Origin of the sequence: Ruminococcus flavefaciens (genome assembly GCF_900143025.1) — a bacterium.
GTDB lineage: Bacteria > Bacillota > Clostridia > Oscillospirales > Ruminococcaceae > Ruminococcus > Ruminococcus flavefaciens_I.
The window spans coordinates 43,197-61,098 of record NZ_FRCT01000001.1; the positions used below are offsets into that span (position 1 = coordinate 43,197).

Here is a 17,902-nt window from a genome sequence, read left to right on the forward strand (position 1 = left end):
ATTTGATCTTGCCCGTGCGCTGAAGATCGAGCCGTATAAGCTTCTTGAATTCAGAGAATGAATCCTCCTGCGAAATCAGCAGGGGGATTTTTTTATTCCTTTACATATACTCCCACGATCTCGGAAATATATGCACGGTGATAAGCGTCGCCGTTAAAGAATTTCTCGGGAATACCGTCATCTGTGAGAAAACCGCTTTCCTGAAGGTCGTAGCTGTAGAGCTTACGGCAAACGAGGACGAGCTCTGCTTCTTCAAATGTCATACAGCCGTCTATCTCAGCGGGAGTCAGACCTGTTTCCTTTGCCTTGTCAAAGTCTCTGCCTGAATGAGAGCCGCAGAAGGAAAGAGCTTTTCTGAATTCCTCACCGAAGAAAGATGCTGTGTAGCATTCGTTTTTCTCAACGAAGCCATAGGTGTAGCGCGTAGGTCTGATGTAGCAGGTGAGGACATTTTTGTTCCAAAGAACTCCGAGCTGTCCCCACGATGCCGTCATCGTGTTGTAGCTTTCTTTGTTTCCGCCTGTCAGCAGCAGCCATTGCTTGCCGATCTTTTCAAACGGATTAAAGGAAAGCTCACTGATGTCAATTTGTTTGAAAGCCATGGTGATTCTCCTTTTCTATGATTTATATTTTATTCAGAATTACCGCGGCTTATGATACGTCAGTAAGTCTTTAGCGCACTTTTATAGCGCAGGCGGAGCTTATCGGTGATAAGCGCAATAAATTCTGAATTTGTAGGTTTTCCCTTGCCTGTATCCACGGTATAGCCGAAGAAGGCATTAAGTGTATCAACATTTCCTCTGTCCCATGCTATTTCTATAGCGTGGCGGATAGCGCGTTCTACGCGTGAAGAGGTGGTATCGTAAATACCTGCCACAGTTGGATACAGGAGCTTTGTTACGCTGTCAAGGAGAGTTTTGTCCTTGATAGAATAGAGTATAGCTGTTCTCAGGTAGTGATAGCCTTTTATATGTGCAGGAACGCCCAGCTGATGGATCATATCCGTAACAACTACTTCCATGTCATCGCTGAAGCTGTTGACTCTGTCTCCGAGAGCGGAGTTTATAGCACTGCAAAGGTCATCGGCACTGCACGGACGGAGCAGAAATTTAGAAGCACCGTTTTCCGTTACCTGTCTTTCGATGAATTCGTTGTCGTAAGCAGACGTTATGATAAATACGGGAGTTTTTATACCCAGCTCCTTGACGTTTCTCATAACGGATATAACGTCGCCGTTCTGTGAGGCTATATCCATTACCGCAACATCGGGCGGATCTTTTTTGATAGACTCAAATATTATACCACAGTCATTGCGTCTTGTATACGCATACATTCCCTTTTCGCGGAGCTTGTTTGCTATGCTCACGCCTGTCTCGGCAGAATCATCTCCGATAAGTACTTTTACCTTGTTATTCATGATTTATACCTCCTTTTGTACAGCGGTTTTCGACCGCTTAATAATGATATCACATCACAAAAGGAGCTGCAACGTTTTATTTTAAGGAATAAAGCAGTAATTGTTCGGAAAATGTATTACAAGAGAGGCGGTGAAAAAAGCCGTCGGAAAAGGTTGTCGCAAAAGACGGAAAATGTGCGGAAATGCATATTACTTCCGTTTTTTTCTGTGCAGGATAGCCTCAGACATTTCTCTTACGTTTGTTCCCTCGGGGAAAAGCTTGTCGGCAAGTTTCTGAAGAGCGTTTTTCCTGACCTTTTCTGTATGAACAGGGGCGAGCTTTGGCTCACTTGCGGCTTTACCCCATTTTTTCTTCTCTTTATCCGTAAGATGCGGGAAAATAATATCTCTGTCGCCGATATAGCTGTGTTTTTCGAGAAATTCCAGCGGCAGCCGACAGCCTTCGCTGCCGTATTTCCCGATGAAATCCCCGAAATGAAAGTCCAGCATATCTCTGAAATCATCTCTGCCCTCTATTATCTTAGGATTTTTCTCCATTGCGTTTATGAGAGTCCTCTGCATTTCGGTCTCAGGTTCAAAGTCACTGATAAATGAAAGCGGACCAAGTACCATAAAGCCTATCATATGTTCATCGAGACAGAAATCGCTGTGGGCTTTTTTATTCTGCGGCACATCGAAGCCGTAAGCCGCATAAAGTGCAAAGGCTGTTCTGATAGCCATGCATTTTTCGCTGTCTATCTCATACAGGAGCTTATCCTCGATATAGCCGCGAAGCCTTCCCGATTTTACCATGAGCGGCTGTGCAGACTGAAGCAGTATAGCCTTTAGACCTCTTACGATAGCGGCTTCGACATCGTGTGAAAAGTCGCCGCCTATATGGAGGATATTATCTGCATTAACGCCCGATTTCTTGATAACGGCATCGAGATAAGCGGTTTCTGCGGAATCGGGGATATTCTGTTCTGCGGGGATTATCACGGAATCATATTCGCCGTAGCCGCAGTCGCAGAGTATCTTGACCACCACATCGCGGGGATAATAGGACGCAGAGGTAATGATTATCCTGTTTTTGCAGTCCTTAGCCTTATCAAAGAGGAGCTTTCCTATTTTTCGCGGAAAAGCGAAATGCTGTATCAGGTCACATTCCCTTGTCATGAGCCTTTCTCTGCCCGTAGGAGTGATGCCGCTCATTTTAGCGAGTATATTATAAATCTTTTCAAGGGTAACATTGCCCTTAGGACCGTACTTTTTTTCAGCTGCCTTCTGAGCCTCTATGCGCAGCGCTGTGAAGGTCTTGTTTGAGGTATTGAGCAGCGAGAAGTCCTCTTCCATAAAGAGAAACATATCCTCAGGCTTGGAAAATGGCGTGAGAACGAGAGTATCCCACAGCTTGAAGCTAATGGCTTTGTGGTCGTTTCTCTCCACCTCATGGAGCATTTTTACGAGTATTTCGTCCTGTGCCGCAGACAGCGGTCTTTTGGGGTGAAATTCTCCGTCCATTGAAAAACCTCCTTTTTAGTCGGTCGTTTTTGTTTCTTTCTCAGAAGCTTCTTCTGTACTTTTTTCAGCTTCAGGCGGCTCAATGCCCCTGAGCTTGCGGTATTCATCGAGGGTCATGGCACCGTCGGAGTTATATGCTCTTACAAGAGCGTCCTTGCTGGTGAATTCCTCGTTGTATTCGCCTTTTTCATTCTGTATGTACTTTCCGTACCATACGCCGAAGAACGACCATACAGCGTTATCGCGGAAAGCAGCGTCCATATCGGGAACGCTTCCGCACTCGCTTATAGCGATGAGCTTGTCACTGCCCACGAATTTCTGAACAGCTGCAAATTCCTCATAAAATTTGTTTCCGTAGTCCTTTTCGTTCTTGAAGTAAAGGTCAACGGCAGCGATATCGAAGGTACGTCTGTCAACGAGAGTCGTGTCGCTCTGACCGTTCCATACCCATATGAGGTTGTCCAGCTCGAAATACTTGGTGAAGCGGTCGTAAATAAGGTTCCACAGCCATTTATAGGCATCTGCCCCCTTTGCGCCCCACCAGTACCAGTTGCCGTAGCCCTCGGGGAGAGGTCTCCAGAGTACAGGTACTCCCCTGTTTTTCAGGGAGGTGAGCTGACCTGCCATATTATCTATATCCAGTATGAGACCGTAACATTCCTTGGAAATATTTCCCTTGCTGTAAAGCTCGCGGATCTCCTCCTCGTTGAGTTCGGCTATTTTTTCCTCAGTAACGGCTTTTGAAAGGTCAAAATCCGTATCATCGGCGTGTATCGCGCTTTTCTTGTCGGAAGGCGAAGCCCAGTACCAGCTTACGCATGAGATACCGCCGTCCAGATACCACTGAGCAGCAGCGTCCACTTCCTTGAAGCCCTCATCGAAGCTGTTTCGTGATACCTCAAGGTTTGAGAAGCGTATAACGGGGTATTTGCCTGTAGTACGGTAGATAAGGTCAAGCTCGGTATTTTCTCCGCCGTAAGCGTACTGACCTGTTATCATGTATTTTCCGTAGTTTTCGGATAGGAAGCTCATAAGCTCCTTAGCAGATTTTCCTGCATTTTTGTTTACCAGCTCGCCCTTTGCGTCATAGCTTATGTCGCTGAGGGAGGTATTGTTCTCGATTTTGAGATAATCGAGGCACATATCGCCGTTTTCGGGAGTAATTTCAAGCTTCTGCTTGCCCTTTGTAAGGAAAACGCCGTATACAGTGATATATGTGAACTGATTGTTGTCTGTAGTCTTGAATACGGTAAGCTGTTCGTCGCCGAGCTTTAAGCGGCAGTTTACAGCCTTATCCGATAATATATTGAAAGAAAGGTCATAGTGCTGATTGCTGGGGACATCTATCTCAAAAACAACAGAAGCCTTGCCCTCGTTTCCAAATTTGGTAACATAGCCGTCACCGCTGAATTCGGGCTTGTTTGTATCAACAGCAGCACCGCCCTTTAACTCGGCTTTTTCGGCTTCGTAGAGGTTGCCCGACTGTTTCTTCTCTATTTCTGGGAAGGTAACGGGATAGTCGGGGAAGGTCTCAACAGGCTCTGTGGTAGCAGGTTCTGTAGTCTTTTTGGCAGTAGTTTCCTCTATGATAGGCACAGAGGAAGTAATAGGTTTTTTGCTGTTGCTGCAAGCCGCAAAAACAGAAGCTCCCGCTCCTATTGCCACAGCTACAGCAGCTATCTTGCGAATATCCATTTATTCCTCCTATGGATCTTTAGGATTTGACAGTATAAGTCTTGCCCTTTTCCGTATTGAAGATGATAACACCGTCCTCAATACGTGAATTTACGGATATACCGTCACAGGTAATGCTTGCAACGCAGTTTGCGCGGAGGTGCATCTCTCCGTCAGCTTCTGAATATATCTCAGCTGTAGTAAGCTTGCTCTCTACCCAATAGATATCGAATGTATATCCACCCTTTGCTTTAAGACCCTTTACATGGCCTGTTTTCCACTCGTCAGGGAGTGCAGGTAGCAGGTCTATCTCGCCGCCGCAGCTCTGTAAAAGAGCCTCTGCGATAGCGGCAGTGCCGCCGAAATTAGCGTCTAACTGGAAGGAATGTTCGGAATTGGTCATATTCGGATTTGTAGAATGTGAGAGCAGGCGTTTGAGGTTTTCGTATACCATGCGGCTGTCGTAGAGTCTTGCCCACATATTGGTTATCCATGCGCAGCTCCAGCCCTTTTTGCCGCCGCCGTTGATAAGTCTGCGGACAAGGGTAGCTCTTGCAGCGTCCGCAAGCTTAGGAGTTCTGTACGGATTTATAAGGTCAGCAGGGTGCAGTGCGAAGAGCTGAGAGATATGCTTGTGACCTATGTCAGACTCATCATAATCCTTTGACCATTCCATTATCTGTCCGTACTTGCCTACCTGTGGCAGTGGGAGTTTCTGCATCATAGTTCTCAGCTTATCTGCAAATGCGTTGTCTCTGCCGAGAATATGTGCAGCATTGATGACATCGGCAAAAAGGACGGTGATTATCTGCATATCAATTGCAGGACCCATGCAAAGGCTTGCCTTTACGCCGTTTTCGTCGATATACTCGTTTTCGGGAGAAACCGACGGACCTGTAACAAGTCTGCCGCTGCCGTCATCTGTGAGGTATTCGGTGTAGAATTCGGCAGCCTCCTTTAAAATATGGTATTTATCCTCAAGGAATTCCTTATCGAGGGTGTATTCATAGTGTTCGTAGATATGCAGGGCAAGCCATGCACCGCCCATAGGCCATATGCTTGAAGTCCTGCACTCGTCCTGAGGCACGGTATCGCCCCAGATATCGGTAGTATTATGGCATACGAAGCCCTTGTGTATGCCGTACATTTCCTTTGCTGTGACTCTTCCGTTGCCGCAGATGCGCTCCATAAGGTCAAAGAGAGGCAGGTGGCACTCGGAAAGGTTGCAGCTTTCTGCTATCCAGTAGCTCATTTCGGTGTTGATATTGAGCTCATAGCGGCTGCCCGAGGGCGATGACATCTGGTCATTCCACAAGCCCTGTATATTAGCAGGCTGAGTACCGGGACGGCTGCATGATATCATAAGGTATCTTCCGAAATTGAAGTAGAGCTCTATGAGCTTATTGTCGTGGATAAGTCTTTCACACTCGGTATTGTCAAGCTCATCACCTTTGAGGCGGTCGATACGCTCGTCAGTATTCATCAGAGCAAGATCCTCTTCCTCGCTGTTATCGTTGAGAGAGAGCTCAACGCGGTCGAAAAGCTCCCTGTAGTCGTTTACGTGGCGGTAGTAAAGCTCCTCGAAATCGCACTGGAGAGCCATTTCAGTATCCACCTGAGCTGACTCCTCGTACATTTCACTGTAAAAGCTTGTTCTGACCGAGAGGACTATCATTACCTCATCGGCATTTTTTACGCATATCCTGCTGCCGACTGTACTGAGCTCGCCGCCCTTTGAGGAAGCGCCGAGACAGGCTGCGAAGAATATGCCGTTTTTGCTGCCGCTGCCGCCGTTGAAGAGTATCATGTTCTTACCGCAGGGGCGGTTGTCGTCATAATAGTCATCTCTGCCGCCTATGCAGCAGGAAAGAGATACAGAAGCAGGCTCTGATGCAGATATGCGCATGACCATGACTTCGTCGGGAGCGGATACAAAGTATTCTTTTGTATATGTTACGCCGTTCACGGTAAAGGAAGCATCAGCAACAGCGCTTCCGATATCGAGACTGCGGGAATATTCACGGGCTTTTCCGTTTAGCTGGAGCTCAAGCTCCAGTTCTCCGAGGGGCATATAGCGGCGCATATTGGGAGTAACTCCCTGCATTTTGCTGAAGGCTGTGTCCTCAGCTTCAGCCACCTTTCCTTCTGCAAGGAGCCTTCTTACTTCTGCGAAGCCCTCCTTTGCGTCAGGGTTTATTCTGTGACGCAGACCACCGGACCAGACAGAATCCTCGTTTATTACGATATTCTCGTTGTCAGGTGTTCCGTATATCATTGCGCCGATACGTCCGTTTCCGATAGGGAGAGCCTCTGAGAAGCTCTCAGCAGGTGAATTGTATTTCATTAAAGTTTCAGTACTCATTATTAAGATCTCCTATAGGATTATGAATCGTTGCAGACAATGCCTATATCAGGATTTAGGCAGAGACATGAATATCTTGAAGCCTTCCTCAGAGGGCGTAAAAGTTATTCTGCCTTTGAGTGCGGCAGCTCGGTCGGACATATTTTTCAGACCTATGCCGCTTTCTTTTATTTCAGAGCAGCAGCCGTTGTCCTCCAGCATTAGCTGATAGAATCCCGGGTGCTCGCGGATAATGATGTTTATTTTATTGCCGTTTGAATGTTTTACGGCGTTTGAAAGTCCTTCCTTTACCACACCGATAATGCAGAGCTTTATATTGCCTGCGATATTATCGCTTACATCGCAGTCCAGCTTAACGCTGAAACGGCTGTCAACTGTGCTTATGCTGTCCTCTATGACCTTTTTCAGGTCTATGGAATCGTCGTGAAGGTCGTGGACGCTTTCGCGTATGCTTGTCATAGCGCTGTCAAGAGTAGATTTAAGGCTTTCCAGCGGTTCTTTCAGCTGTTCGTCCTTATTTATGACTATGAGGGCACCTGACTGCAAAAGCGAGCGAGTGAGCATATGTCCCACATTGTCGTGTATCTCGCGGGCGATGCGGTTTCTTTCCTTCATTGTAGCAAGGTGTATCTCGTTATCCTGAGCAGCAGCAAGACGCAGGTTCTGTTCAGCAAGCTGTCTGTTCTTGCCTGCAACCTCGTCACGGAGAGAGGTGAGGACAGAAACAGTTTCTTCAAGGTTAGAAACTCTCTTGTATATTATGATCGTTACTGCAAATGCGGCACCTGTGAGTATGAGCTGTTCTGCCCTGAGCTGATCCAGCTTTAGCATTACAGTCACCGCAGGCAGTATGAGCCACCATTTCTTCTCCCACAGAGCGTCGTAGAGCAGCAGGGGGAGTGAACACAGCATAAGCGGAAAAACTCCGCATGATACCGAGCATAGAGCTATCAGGACAGAAGCAAATACAGTGCCCGTAAGCAGCTGTGCCGAGGCTGAAACAGTCAGTGTTATCAGTGTTATGATAACGGGAGCTGTAAAGCTTTCTGACATAACGATGCTCATAAGGCATATAAGGACTATTGCAAGCTTGTCAATAAGTCGGTTCAAGCGTTCACCGCCCTTCGGGAAAGTGGTAAAAGGTGATTATTTTATATTCCAGATATTCTCGGCATAATCGGCAATAGTTCTATCAGAGCTGAATTTGCCTGCATTGCACATATTTAGCCACTGTTTTCTTGCGAAAGCAAGGCGGTCTGAACTGTAGTCGCTTATGCAGCGGAGCTTTGTCTCAACGTAGCTCCTGATATCGCCGAGAAGGTAATAATGGTCGGGAGCGTGCCAGCTTGCGCCGTCAAGGAGAGCAGTGTAAAGCTCGCGGAAATCGCCGCTGCCGCCGTCGGAAACGCTGCCGTCGATAAGTGAGGATACTACCTTTCTTATCATCGGGTCATCGGCGAATATCTTTCTGCTGTCGTATTCGGGAACTATCCTTTCAAGGTCCTCGACTCTTGCACCGAAGATATAGTTGTTATCCTCGCCTGCCTCCTGTACTATCTCGATGTTTGCACCGTCGTAAGTACCGAGAGTTACCGCACCGTTGAGCATGAGCTTCATATTACCCGTGCCGCTTGCCTCTGTACCTGCTGTGGATATCTGCTCGGAGATATCAGCAGCCGCAACAAGCTTTTCGGCGTAGGAAACGTTGTAATTCTGAACGAATATTACCTTTATAAGGTCGCGCGTATCGGGGTCTGAGGAAACTATCCTGCCCACCTCGTTGATGAACTTGATTATAGCCTTTGCGCGGCGATATCCGGGAGCAGATTTAGCTCCGAAGATAAATGCAGTAGGAGTGAAATTCTTGATACTTCCGTCCTTTATGCCGTAGTATATCCAGAGAATGGAGAAGGCATTGAGGAGCTGACGCTTATACTCGTGCAGACGCTTTATCTGAATGTCAAAAACGAAATTCGGGTCTGTGTCGATATCGTCGTGAGCCTTGATGAAGTCGGCAAGCTGTGCTTTCTTGCCCTGCTTTATGTCTATGAAGCGGCGGAGCACATTCTCGTCATCAGCGTACTTAGCAAGCTCCTTGAGCTTGTCAAGGTCGTTTATCCAGCTGTTATCGCCGATAAGCTCGGTAATGAGCGCGGAGAGCTCCTTATTGCAGAGAGCTATCCAGCGGCGCTGAGTTATGCCGTTTGTCTCGTTGCGGAAACGCTCGGGATAAAGGCTGAACCAATCCGCAAGGACAGAGTCCTTCAGTATCTGAGTGTGTATCTCAGCAACTCCGTTTATATGGCTCGAAGCATAGCAAGCCATGTCAGCCATGTGGATAAGGCTGCCCTTTATTATCTTTATGCGGTCAATTTTGTCCTTAGCCACATTTGCAGCGTACATATCCGCAATGAGAGCCTCGTTTATCTGAATGATTATAGCGTAGATACGGGGCAGAAGCTCCTCAACAAGGTCAGTGCGCCATTTTTCAAGAGCCTCCTGCATTACCGTATGGTTGGTATAGTTGAATATCCTCTTAGCCATATCAAGGGCAGCTTCAAAGCTGTAGCCCTCATTGTCCACCAGCTGGCGGATAAGCTCGGGGATAGAGATAACAGGGTGAGTGTCGTTGAGCTGAACTGAAATATAGTCAGCCAAATTGTCGAGAGTGCCGAAGCGTGCCTTGTGCTTCTTGATTATATCGGTAAGGGAAGCACAGCTGAAGAAATACTGCTGTTTAAGGCGGAGCTTCTTGCCCTCGTCTGTATCATCGTTAGGATAGAGCACACGGGAGATATCCTCGGCGTATATCTTTTCCTTTGATGCTTCAAGATAGTCCTGCTTGTTGAATATATCGAAATCGAACTCCTTGACAGGCTCAGCCTGCCATAGTCTGAGAGTCCCCACGTTCTCAGTACCGAAGCCGAAAACAGGCATATCATAAGGCACAGCCTTTACGGTCTGACCGTTGTATTCGATAAGGACAGTGTCCTCGTCGCAGCGAACAGACCACGGGTCGCCGTATTTTGTCCAGTCGTCGATGTCCTCTTTCTGATAGCCGTCAACGATAGACTGCTTGAAAAGACCGTATTTATAGCGGATACCGTATCCGTCAAGCGGAAGAGCGAGTGTTGCGGCACTGTCGAGGAAGCAGGCAGCAAGTCTGCCGAGACCGCCGTTTCCGAGAGCAGCGTCTTCGATATCTTCAAGTGAAGAAAGGTCGAGCCCAAGCTCTGCGAAAGCCTTTTCCACATCTTCGTAAATGCCGAGCACAAGAAGATTGTTATATACAGCGCGTCCTACGAGAAATTCCATGGAGAGATACGCAGCGCGTCTTTTTGAGAGATGCTGCTGACGGCTGTTGTTCCAGCGCTCCGAGAACATTTCCATAACTGTACTGCCTAAAGCGTCATGGAGCTGCTGCGGAGAAGCAGACTTTATATCTTTTGGCAGTCTGCTGCTGAACTTTTCAATAAACACATTTCGATCCATTTTTTAAAACCCCTTTCAAAATGCAAAATTATATTATCCGTTTTATTATAACACAAATAACGAGACTTTGCAAATTTCTGAGAAATTAATGGTAAAATTTCAGATAAATCATAAATAAATCGGCAATAAATGGCGGCATTTTAGGACAATTGATGAAGTTGCCACAAAATTCGACAATTTTAATCTGACATTGGCTCTTAACTTTTAGCCGTAAGGGGAATGTGTTAATGATGTTTTGCAGATCGTTATGCTTAAAAATCAACATTCTGTTGAATACAACGTTAAAAATACCAAATTGACGGGTTGAAATAATGCGAAAAATGTGATATAATATTATAAATACACTGATGAGAGGATTATTATGGACAATAAATTTGACCTTCAGGCTTACCTGACTAAGGGTGTGGAGCATATAGTTTCCGACTCTCTTCGTGCAGTGCTGAAGGATCCGAGGGAAACTGCTTTTATGCTGAAATTCGCAGCTGCAAGCAGTAAGGCTTCAAAAAAGCGTGCCAAAAGTGCCGAAAAAGGCGAGCACATACCGCCTTTTTTGATTGCAAGCATCACATCGAGCTGCAATCTTCACTGTGCAGGCTGTTATTCAAGGTGCAGCAGCGCCACTACGGACGCGCCGCCCGATGACCAGCTTACTGCGGAGGAATGGCTGAGGATATTCAACGAAGCCGAAGAACTTGGCATAAGTTACATACTGCTTGCAGGCGGTGAACCTCTTATGCGCCGTGATGTTATAAGCTCGGCTGCTTCTGTGAGGAACATCATTTTTCCGATATTTACCAACGGAACATTCATAAACGAACAATACTTCGATATATTTGATAAAAACCGCAACCTCATACCCGTTCTGAGTATAGAGGGCGGACGGGAAGCTACAGATTCAAGGCGCGGAAAGGGCGTATACGACCTGCTTTGCGTAAATATGGAAAAATTCTGCAAAAAAAGCCTGATTTTCGGTGCTTCCGTAACTGTTACCACCGAAAACATAAATGAGATAAGCTCAGAGGAGTTCATAGGCAGTCTTGCGGAAAAGGGCTGCAAGCTGGTGATATTCGTGGAATATGTCCCTATGAGCGAGGACAGCGAAAGACTTGCTCCCACCGACAAGGAGAGACAGCTTTTAAACGACAGGATAGCTGCTCTCAGGAGCAGATATACAGATGTGGTGTTTCTTTCCTTCCCGGGGGACGAAAAGGGTTCGGGCGGCTGTATAGCCGCAGGCAGGGGCTTTTTCCATATCAACTCCCACGGAGGTGCAGAGCCCTGTCCGTTTTCGCCTTATTCCGACATCAATGTACGTGATACATCGCTGAGAGAGGCTATAGACTCTCGGCTTTTCAGTGCGCTCCGCAGCGGAGATATCCTTGCGGACGACCATGCAGGGGGCTGTGTGCTGTACGAAAAACGCGCACAGGTAGAAGCTCTGCTCAATAAAAATGAATAAAGGAGACCCCTAATGAATATTGAAATAGCAAGAATAAATCAGGGAATAGAAAAAGACCCGAAGGAATTTGTCAGGGCAGTAAATGAGGATTACCTCTACAAATTAAAGAAGATAGCTGACGATATCGCTGAGAATTACAACGAAAAGCCTGTAATACTCCTGTCAGGACCCTCAGGCTCCGGCAAGACCACTACAGCTATGATGATAGAGAAGATTCTTGATGATATGGGACATGAGACCCATACCCTTTCTATGGATAACTGGTTCTGTCCGCTTACCGAGGCTGAAAAGGCACTTGCAGCAGAGGGAAAAATGGACCTTGAGTCTCCCCTGCGCGTAGACAGTCAGCTCCTCAACCAGCAGATAGAGGCAATAAGCGCCTGTAAGGAAATAGAGCTTCCAAAGTACAATTTCAAGACCTCTACACGTTCGGGTTCGGGAAAGATGTTCAAGCGAAACAAGGGCGAGATCGTTATTTTTGAGGGAATACACGCCCTTAATCCGTCCGTAATAACAGTTCCCGACAGCATGATAAGCAAGATATACGTCAGCGTCCGCACACGTATCTCGGGCGAGGGCATACTCCTTCACCCGTCAAGAGTACGTCTTATGCGCCGCATGATACGCGACAGGAATTTCCGCAAGCGCTCTCTCCGTGAAACAATGAATATGTTCCACAACGTTGAGGCAGGCGAGAACAAGTACATAATGCCGTATAAATACCGCTCCGACTATGATGTGGATACCTTCATGGCTTATGAGCTTTCGGCTTACCGCAACGACCTTCTCGACCAGTTGGAGGAGCTTATGGACGTTCCCGAGGTAAGCGAGTCAGTAAAGGTCCTTGAAGCTCTTATGCCTATAGACAAAAAGGATATAACCCCCGATTCGCTCATCTGCGAATTCATAGGCAACGGACAGTTTAAATACTAATTCAGAATTAGGAATTAGGAATTGATGTGTCGGCTTACGCCGATGTATCTAAATTTTTTAAATCAATCCACTTGAAGGCGGACACCTATAATTCCGAATTCCTAATTAAAATAAGGAGACACATATGGATTATCTTGAAAACAGAGAGCTTTCATGGCTCAAATTCAATAAAAGAGTCCTTGAAGAAGCTGTCGATCCTGACACGCCTCTGCTTGAAAGGATTTCTTTCTCGGCTATATATCAGAGCAATCTTGATGAATTCTTCATGGTAAGGGTTGGCTCTCTGACAGAAAAAGCAAAGGATAAAAATGCTAAGCCCGATAAATTTTCGGGAATGACGCCATCTCAGCAGCTTGATGCTGTATTCACAGCTGTCCGCAGATTACAGCCCTCGGTAGAGGGTGCGCTGCTCACTACCATGAGCGAGCTTGCCGAGTACGGCTATGAGCACGTTTCCTTTGACAAGATAACAAAGGAAGAAATGTCCTTTCTTGAGCTTTACTTCAAGCGTGAGCTGAAACCCTTCATATCGGGCATAGTCATAAATGATGCCCTTCCTTTCCCCTTTCTTCAGAATAAGGAGATATACGCGGTAGTGCAGCTTGGCTCGAAAAAGGGCATATCAATAGGTCTGATACCTGCCACTATAAACCGCTCGGAGCGAATAATCAGCCTCGGACGCGACGGCAAGCGTTTTATACTCGCTGAGGAAGTGATACTCAAATTTGCTCACCTCATGTTCAAGAATTACAAGGTCATTGACCGCGCACTCATAAGAGTTACCAGAAGTGCGGCTATAATCGCCAGCGGAAGAGGTCCCGAATTCCGCAGACGCATGGAGGAGCTTGTTGACAAGCGCAAAAAACTTGCTCCTGTACGTCTTGAATTATCGGGAGTTTTCAGCCGTGATGCCCTTGATTATCTCTGCAAGAAGCTGAAGCTGAAAAACGCCCGTGTTTTCACGTCGCGCATACCTCTTGACCTTTCATATCTTTTCACATTGCAGGAATACGACAGCGATCCGAGACTGCACTATACAGTCCGTACTCCACGCAAGCCTGCCGCTGTTTCCGATACACGCCCTGTATTTTCACAGGTAAAGTCAAAGGATATACTTCTCAGCTTCCCTTACGAGTCGATGAACCTTTCTTTCATAAGGCTTTTGCAGGAAAGCGCAAACGACCCGAAGGTAACTTCCATAAAGATAACCCTGTACCGCCTTGCACGTAGCAGCAAGGTCATAGATGCACTGTGTACAGCTGCGGAAAACGGCAAGGAAGTTCTTGTAATGATAGAGCTCCGCGCCCGTTTTGACGAGGAAAACAACATCGAATGGTCAAAGCAGCTGCAAGAGGCAGGAGTAAACGTAATATACGGTCCAAAGGAGTACAAGGCACATTCAAAGCTGCTGCTCATTACGAGAAAGGCTCAGGGCGGCAATTTCGACTATGTAACGCAGATAGGTACAGGCAATTACAACGAAAAAACTGCCGCACTGTATACCGACCTCATGCTGCTCACTGCTGACAGGGATATTGCCGCAGACGCAGAGGCTGTATTTGCAGGACTTGTAAACGGTACATTCGTGGAAAATACAAACAAGCTCCTTGTATCTCCGCTTGCCCTCAGACCGCAGGTGCTTGCAATGATGGACGAGCAGATAGAAATTGCTAAAAACGGCGGAAAAGGCTATATTGCAGCAAAGGTGAACTCTCTCAACGACTCTGTCATAATCAATAAGCTCATCGAGGCTTCTCAGGCAGGTGTAAAGATAGAGCTCGTCGTCCGCGGACTCTGCTGCCTTATCGCAGGTGTACAGGGCTATACCGAGAATATCACAGTCCGCAGCATAGTGGGAAGATTTCTCGAACACAGCCGTATATTCATATTCGGCGCTGACTCTCCTCAGCAGAAAATATATATCGGTTCTGCCGACTATATGAGCAGGAACACAGTTCGCCGCGTTGAGGTGGCTGCACCTATCGAAGATGAACGCCTCAGAAGGCGTATCCGCGAGATGTTCCGCATATTTATGAAGGATAATGCAAAGGCTCGTATAATGCTCAGTGACGGAAGCTATATCCACGAGCGCAGAAATCCCGATACAACTTTCAATTCTCAGGAATACTTCTATGAAGAAGCCTATAAGCGTCTCGAGGACAGGTCTGCCCGTCAGGAGCAGATGAAGATAAACCGCGAAAAGGGCGCGAAAAAGAAGCCTGCACCGCGTAAAACAGCCTCAAAGAAACAGACAGAAAAGAAGGCTGAAACAAAAGCTCCTGCTAAAAGAGGCAGAAAGAAAAGCACTCCATAAACTTCCTGTATAAAAAAATACGAAAATATACTTGAAACTTTTTGATTTTTATGTTATAATGTATGGTACACTTATATAGTTGTGCTTTTTAAAGGTAATTTTCATTTCTGAGGTTTGGATAATGATTGGATATTATAACTATACGGTTATTCTTACATATATGAGTCTTATCTCGTCTGTTATAGGTATGTTCTTTGCAGCAGGCTACAGCGGCATGAGACCACACCCCGAATATGCCATTATATGTCTTATGGTGTCGGGACTCTGTGATATGTTTGACGGTAAGGTCGCCCGTACAAAAAAGGACCGTACCGAAAGTGAGAAAAAATTCGGCATACAGATAGATTCGCTCTGTGACGCTATCTGCTTCGGAGTTCTTCCCGCAGTTATCGGCTATTCCATAGGCATGAGAGACTGGTGCGACCTGCCCATTCTCGTGATGTTCCCGCTTTGCGCAGTCATCAGACTTGCTTATTTCAACGTTGCCGAGGAGGAAAGGCAGAAAAAAACTACCGAAAACCGCAAGGTATACGAGGGACTGCCTGTTACCAGCGTTGCGCTTATACTGCCGCTGCTCTACAGCTTCCATAAGGATATCGGCAGGGATTGGTTCCCCGAGGTATACGGCGGTGCGCTCTTTGTTATAGCTATTGCCTTTATTACCAGATTTAAGGTAAAGAAGCCAAGCATGAAAACAATGTTGTGCTTTATAGGCGTGGGTGTAGCGGAGCTTATCTGGATGCTTTACAAGACAAAAACAAGATGACAAAATAAGGGCTGCTGCGTATCGTGGCAGCCTTTTTTGCAAAAAGACTTTACATTTTCGATTTTGTGCGGTATAATACCATTATACCGAAGGGAGAAATAATATGAAAAGAATTTTCTGCGGTATCTCTGCCGCAGCCCTTATGCTGTGCTGCTTTGCTTCCTGCGGAAGCCATGCAGTCTCCAACGACGGAGTAGCGGTCTCCGCTGTCTCTGTAAACAACAGGTCTGCTGTTGATATCGCAAAAGAAATAACGGGAAGGTGGGAGACTACCTTGGAGTTCCTTGATGATGAGGAAGTAAAGCCCGTTTATAAGCGCTATGAATTCATTGAGGACGGCAGCGGTTACTATTACGATAAAAACGGAGAGTCCCAGCAGGTAAGCTGGTCGGTGACTCCCGAGGGCGAAATGAAGCTCGTATACGGCGATAACGAGGAAAATGCTGAGATATACGACTTTATAGGCTGTGATATGGTAACGACTGTAAATTCTGCCGAGGGCAAGCGTGAGCTGCATATCGCAAAAGTCCCTGTATTCACAGAAGATGTAAACAAATAAGGAGGATCAGATATGAATAAGATCATGACCTTTATCCTGTCAGCTGTAATGCTGCTCTTATTCTTAGCAGGCTGCGGAGAAAAGTACGATCCGAAATACATAGGCAAGTGGGAAGCCGACTATATGTACATGGACGGCGAGAAAACCACGGATATGCTGGGTATGCCGCTTTCGGCACTTTTCAGGTATGAGATAAAGGACGGCGGAAAAGCCAACTGGGTATCGGCTGTTGACAGCAATGTGATACAGTACGGAAAGAATACCGAAATAACATGGAAGGAAACAGACCCCGACTACATACAGCTTACAGTTACAGATCTTGACGGAAAAGAAAAACCTCAGACAATGAAGCTGCATTACCGCGAAGGTATGCTGACTATCGAAGAGGACAGCACCGCGATTTACCTCAAAAAAGTAGACGATTTCACACCTATCGACAAAGATGCATTAAACGCCGCCGCAGGAGTTATACAGAACTTCGGCGTCAATCAGTAACAAGGAGCAGATATGAAAAAAATAATTTGTTTTTGTCTCGCAGCCGCTATGTTTTCAGGCTGTATTATCGGCTGCAGCAGTAAAAAGAAGAAAAACGATCCGAATAACGGAACTACAGAAAGCAGCACTTCGCCCGAAACTACTACAATTACAGATAATTCGGGAAAGCCGTTCCTCGGTAAATGGGAGTCGTATAAGGCTACCGTATTAGGTGAGACCTACGAGACCACTTATGCAGGATTTCCGCTTAGTGCTGTTGCACAGCTTGAAGTATCTGAAGATGGAACAGCAGTTGTTGATATATCGCTGAATCCCCGCGGAAAGGCAAGATCATATAATTATTCCTGGGAAGTTACCGAGGACGACGAGCTCTGGCTGAAAAGTCCAGATGACGGCTATTTCTGCCGCATGGAGCAGGGGCAGATGATAATGCGATATGCCGATGATGACGGCACGGAAATATTCCTCATGCCTGTAAGCGAATTTACAAATAATGAAACTCCTACAGAAGCAGGTCTCGATAATGACGATTATAAGGACTTCATGGGTAAATGGGAGTCGTTTGAGGTAAGGTCGGACGGCGTGACCTACACCGATAAGCTGGGTGAATATCCTGTAGATGTTGCTTTCCGTCTTGAGCTTTTCGATGACAATACCTCCACTATGGCGGTAATAGGCGATCCTATGTCCTATGAATGGGCTCCCGAGAAAAAGGGACAGATGTATATGTGGGGCGATTTTGAGGGCTTCAGCGTAAAGCTCGAAAACGGTATACTTACCGTTGATGATGAGGCAAACCTCAGAGTTAAATTCAAAAAGGTAGATAAATTCAGAGATTTTGATTTCTCCTCAGTGGCAGATCAGATGCCCGAAGAGAATATCATACTCGATCCCGAAGATGAAGAAGTAACCACAACCGAATAACATTACA

The 17,902-nt window shown here is 46.4% G+C and carries 14 protein-coding genes; 7 read left to right on the forward strand and 7 right to left on the reverse strand.

Annotated features, from left to right (window positions below; genetic code table 11):
• Window positions 1-92: 92 nt before the first annotated feature.
• The 7 genes from BUB28_RS00245 to BUB28_RS00275 form a co-directional block, all read right to left on the reverse strand.
• Window positions 93-602 carry a flavin reductase gene (locus tag BUB28_RS00245; RefSeq protein WP_072947639.1) on the reverse strand — a complete coding sequence of 170 codons (510 nt, stop codon included), beginning with the start codon at window positions 600-602 and terminating at the stop codon, window positions 93-95.
• A 59-nt stretch (window positions 603-661) separates the two neighbouring features.
• The gene (spo0A, locus tag BUB28_RS00250) at window positions 662-1,417 is read right to left on the reverse strand and encodes a sporulation transcription factor Spo0A (RefSeq protein ID WP_072947640.1); all 756 of its coding nucleotides are present in this window, start codon (window positions 1,415-1,417) and stop codon (window positions 662-664) included.
• A 189-nt stretch (window positions 1,418-1,606) separates the two neighbouring features.
• Entirely contained in the window at window positions 1,607-2,917 is a 1,311-nt protein-coding gene (locus BUB28_RS00255) for a hypothetical protein (RefSeq protein WP_072947642.1), read from the reverse strand.
• Between the two features lie 15 nt (window positions 2,918-2,932).
• Window positions 2,933-4,612, reverse strand: a complete 1,680-nt coding sequence (locus tag BUB28_RS00260) for a glycosyl hydrolase (protein WP_072947643.1) — start codon at window positions 4,610-4,612, stop codon at window positions 2,933-2,935.
• A gap of 19 nt (window positions 4,613-4,631) precedes the next feature.
• Entirely contained in the window at window positions 4,632-6,953 is a 2,322-nt protein-coding gene (locus BUB28_RS00265) for a glycoside hydrolase family 95 protein (RefSeq protein ID WP_072947645.1), read from the reverse strand.
• Between the two features lie 48 nt (window positions 6,954-7,001).
• Complete coding sequence (locus BUB28_RS00270) at window positions 7,002-8,063, reverse strand: sensor histidine kinase (RefSeq protein ID WP_072947646.1); 1,062 nt, start codon at window positions 8,061-8,063, stop codon at window positions 7,002-7,004.
• Between the two features lie 36 nt (window positions 8,064-8,099).
• Entirely contained in the window at window positions 8,100-10,445 is a 2,346-nt protein-coding gene (locus BUB28_RS00275) for a glycogen/starch/alpha-glucan phosphorylase (protein WP_072947648.1), read from the reverse strand.
• 361 nt (window positions 10,446-10,806) lie between these two features.
• On the opposite strand from BUB28_RS00275, the gene BUB28_RS00280 reads away from it, so the two are divergent.
• From BUB28_RS00280 to BUB28_RS00310, 7 genes are all read left to right on the forward strand, one after another.
• A complete protein-coding gene (locus BUB28_RS00280; RefSeq protein WP_072947650.1) occupies window positions 10,807-11,904 on the forward strand; it encodes a radical SAM/SPASM domain-containing protein in 1,098 nt (365 codons plus the stop codon).
• 12 nt (window positions 11,905-11,916) lie between these two features.
• Window positions 11,917-12,837 carry a uridine kinase family protein gene (locus BUB28_RS00285; protein WP_072947651.1) on the forward strand — a complete coding sequence of 307 codons (921 nt, stop codon included), beginning with the start codon at window positions 11,917-11,919 and terminating at the stop codon, window positions 12,835-12,837.
• Between the two features lie 124 nt (window positions 12,838-12,961).
• Window positions 12,962-15,151, forward strand: a complete 2,190-nt coding sequence (gene ppk1, locus BUB28_RS00290) for a polyphosphate kinase 1 (protein WP_072947653.1) — start codon at window positions 12,962-12,964, stop codon at window positions 15,149-15,151.
• Between the two features lie 121 nt (window positions 15,152-15,272).
• The gene (locus BUB28_RS00295) at window positions 15,273-15,917 is read left to right on the forward strand and encodes a CDP-alcohol phosphatidyltransferase family protein (RefSeq protein ID WP_072947655.1); all 645 of its coding nucleotides are present in this window, start codon (window positions 15,273-15,275) and stop codon (window positions 15,915-15,917) included.
• Window positions 15,918-16,020: 103 nt separating this feature from the next.
• Window positions 16,021-16,476, forward strand: a complete 456-nt coding sequence (locus BUB28_RS00300) for a hypothetical protein (RefSeq protein ID WP_072947657.1) — start codon at window positions 16,021-16,023, stop codon at window positions 16,474-16,476.
• Between the two features lie 12 nt (window positions 16,477-16,488).
• Complete coding sequence (locus BUB28_RS00305) at window positions 16,489-16,971, forward strand: hypothetical protein (protein WP_072947658.1); 483 nt, start codon at window positions 16,489-16,491, stop codon at window positions 16,969-16,971.
• A 12-nt stretch (window positions 16,972-16,983) separates the two neighbouring features.
• The gene (locus BUB28_RS00310) at window positions 16,984-17,895 is read left to right on the forward strand and encodes a hypothetical protein (RefSeq protein WP_072947660.1); all 912 of its coding nucleotides are present in this window, start codon (window positions 16,984-16,986) and stop codon (window positions 17,893-17,895) included.
• Window positions 17,896-17,902 lie beyond the last annotated feature (7 nt).

Coding starts and splice junctions, on each gene's coding strand:
- BUB28_RS00295 (WP_072947655.1), top strand. CDS start 15,273: ATGATTGGATATTATAACTATACGGTTATTCTTACATATATGAGTCTT.
- BUB28_RS00285 (WP_072947651.1), top strand. CDS start 11,917: ATGAATATTGAAATAGCAAGAATAAATCAGGGAATAGAAAAAGACCCG.
- BUB28_RS00280 (WP_072947650.1), top strand. CDS start 10,807: ATGGACAATAAATTTGACCTTCAGGCTTACCTGACTAAGGGTGTGGAG.
- BUB28_RS00260 (WP_072947643.1), bottom strand. CDS start 4,612: ATGGATATTCGCAAGATAGCTGCTGTAGCTGTGGCAATAGGAGCGGGA.
- BUB28_RS00245 (WP_072947639.1), bottom strand. CDS start 602: ATGGCTTTCAAACAAATTGACATCAGTGAGCTTTCCTTTAATCCGTTT.
- BUB28_RS00275 (WP_072947648.1), bottom strand. CDS start 10,445: ATGGATCGAAATGTGTTTATTGAAAAGTTCAGCAGCAGACTGCCAAAA.
- BUB28_RS00255 (WP_072947642.1), bottom strand. CDS start 2,917: ATGGACGGAGAATTTCACCCCAAAAGACCGCTGTCTGCGGCACAGGAC.
- spo0A (WP_072947640.1), bottom strand. CDS start 1,417: ATGAATAACAAGGTAAAAGTACTTATCGGAGATGATTCTGCCGAGACA.
- BUB28_RS00265 (WP_072947645.1), bottom strand. CDS start 6,953: ATGAGTACTGAAACTTTAATGAAATACAATTCACCTGCTGAGAGCTTC.
- BUB28_RS00300 (WP_072947657.1), top strand. CDS start 16,021: ATGAAAAGAATTTTCTGCGGTATCTCTGCCGCAGCCCTTATGCTGTGC.
- BUB28_RS00310 (WP_072947660.1), top strand. CDS start 16,984: ATGAAAAAAATAATTTGTTTTTGTCTCGCAGCCGCTATGTTTTCAGGC.
- ppk1 (WP_072947653.1), top strand. CDS start 12,962: ATGGATTATCTTGAAAACAGAGAGCTTTCATGGCTCAAATTCAATAAA.
- BUB28_RS00305 (WP_072947658.1), top strand. CDS start 16,489: ATGAATAAGATCATGACCTTTATCCTGTCAGCTGTAATGCTGCTCTTA.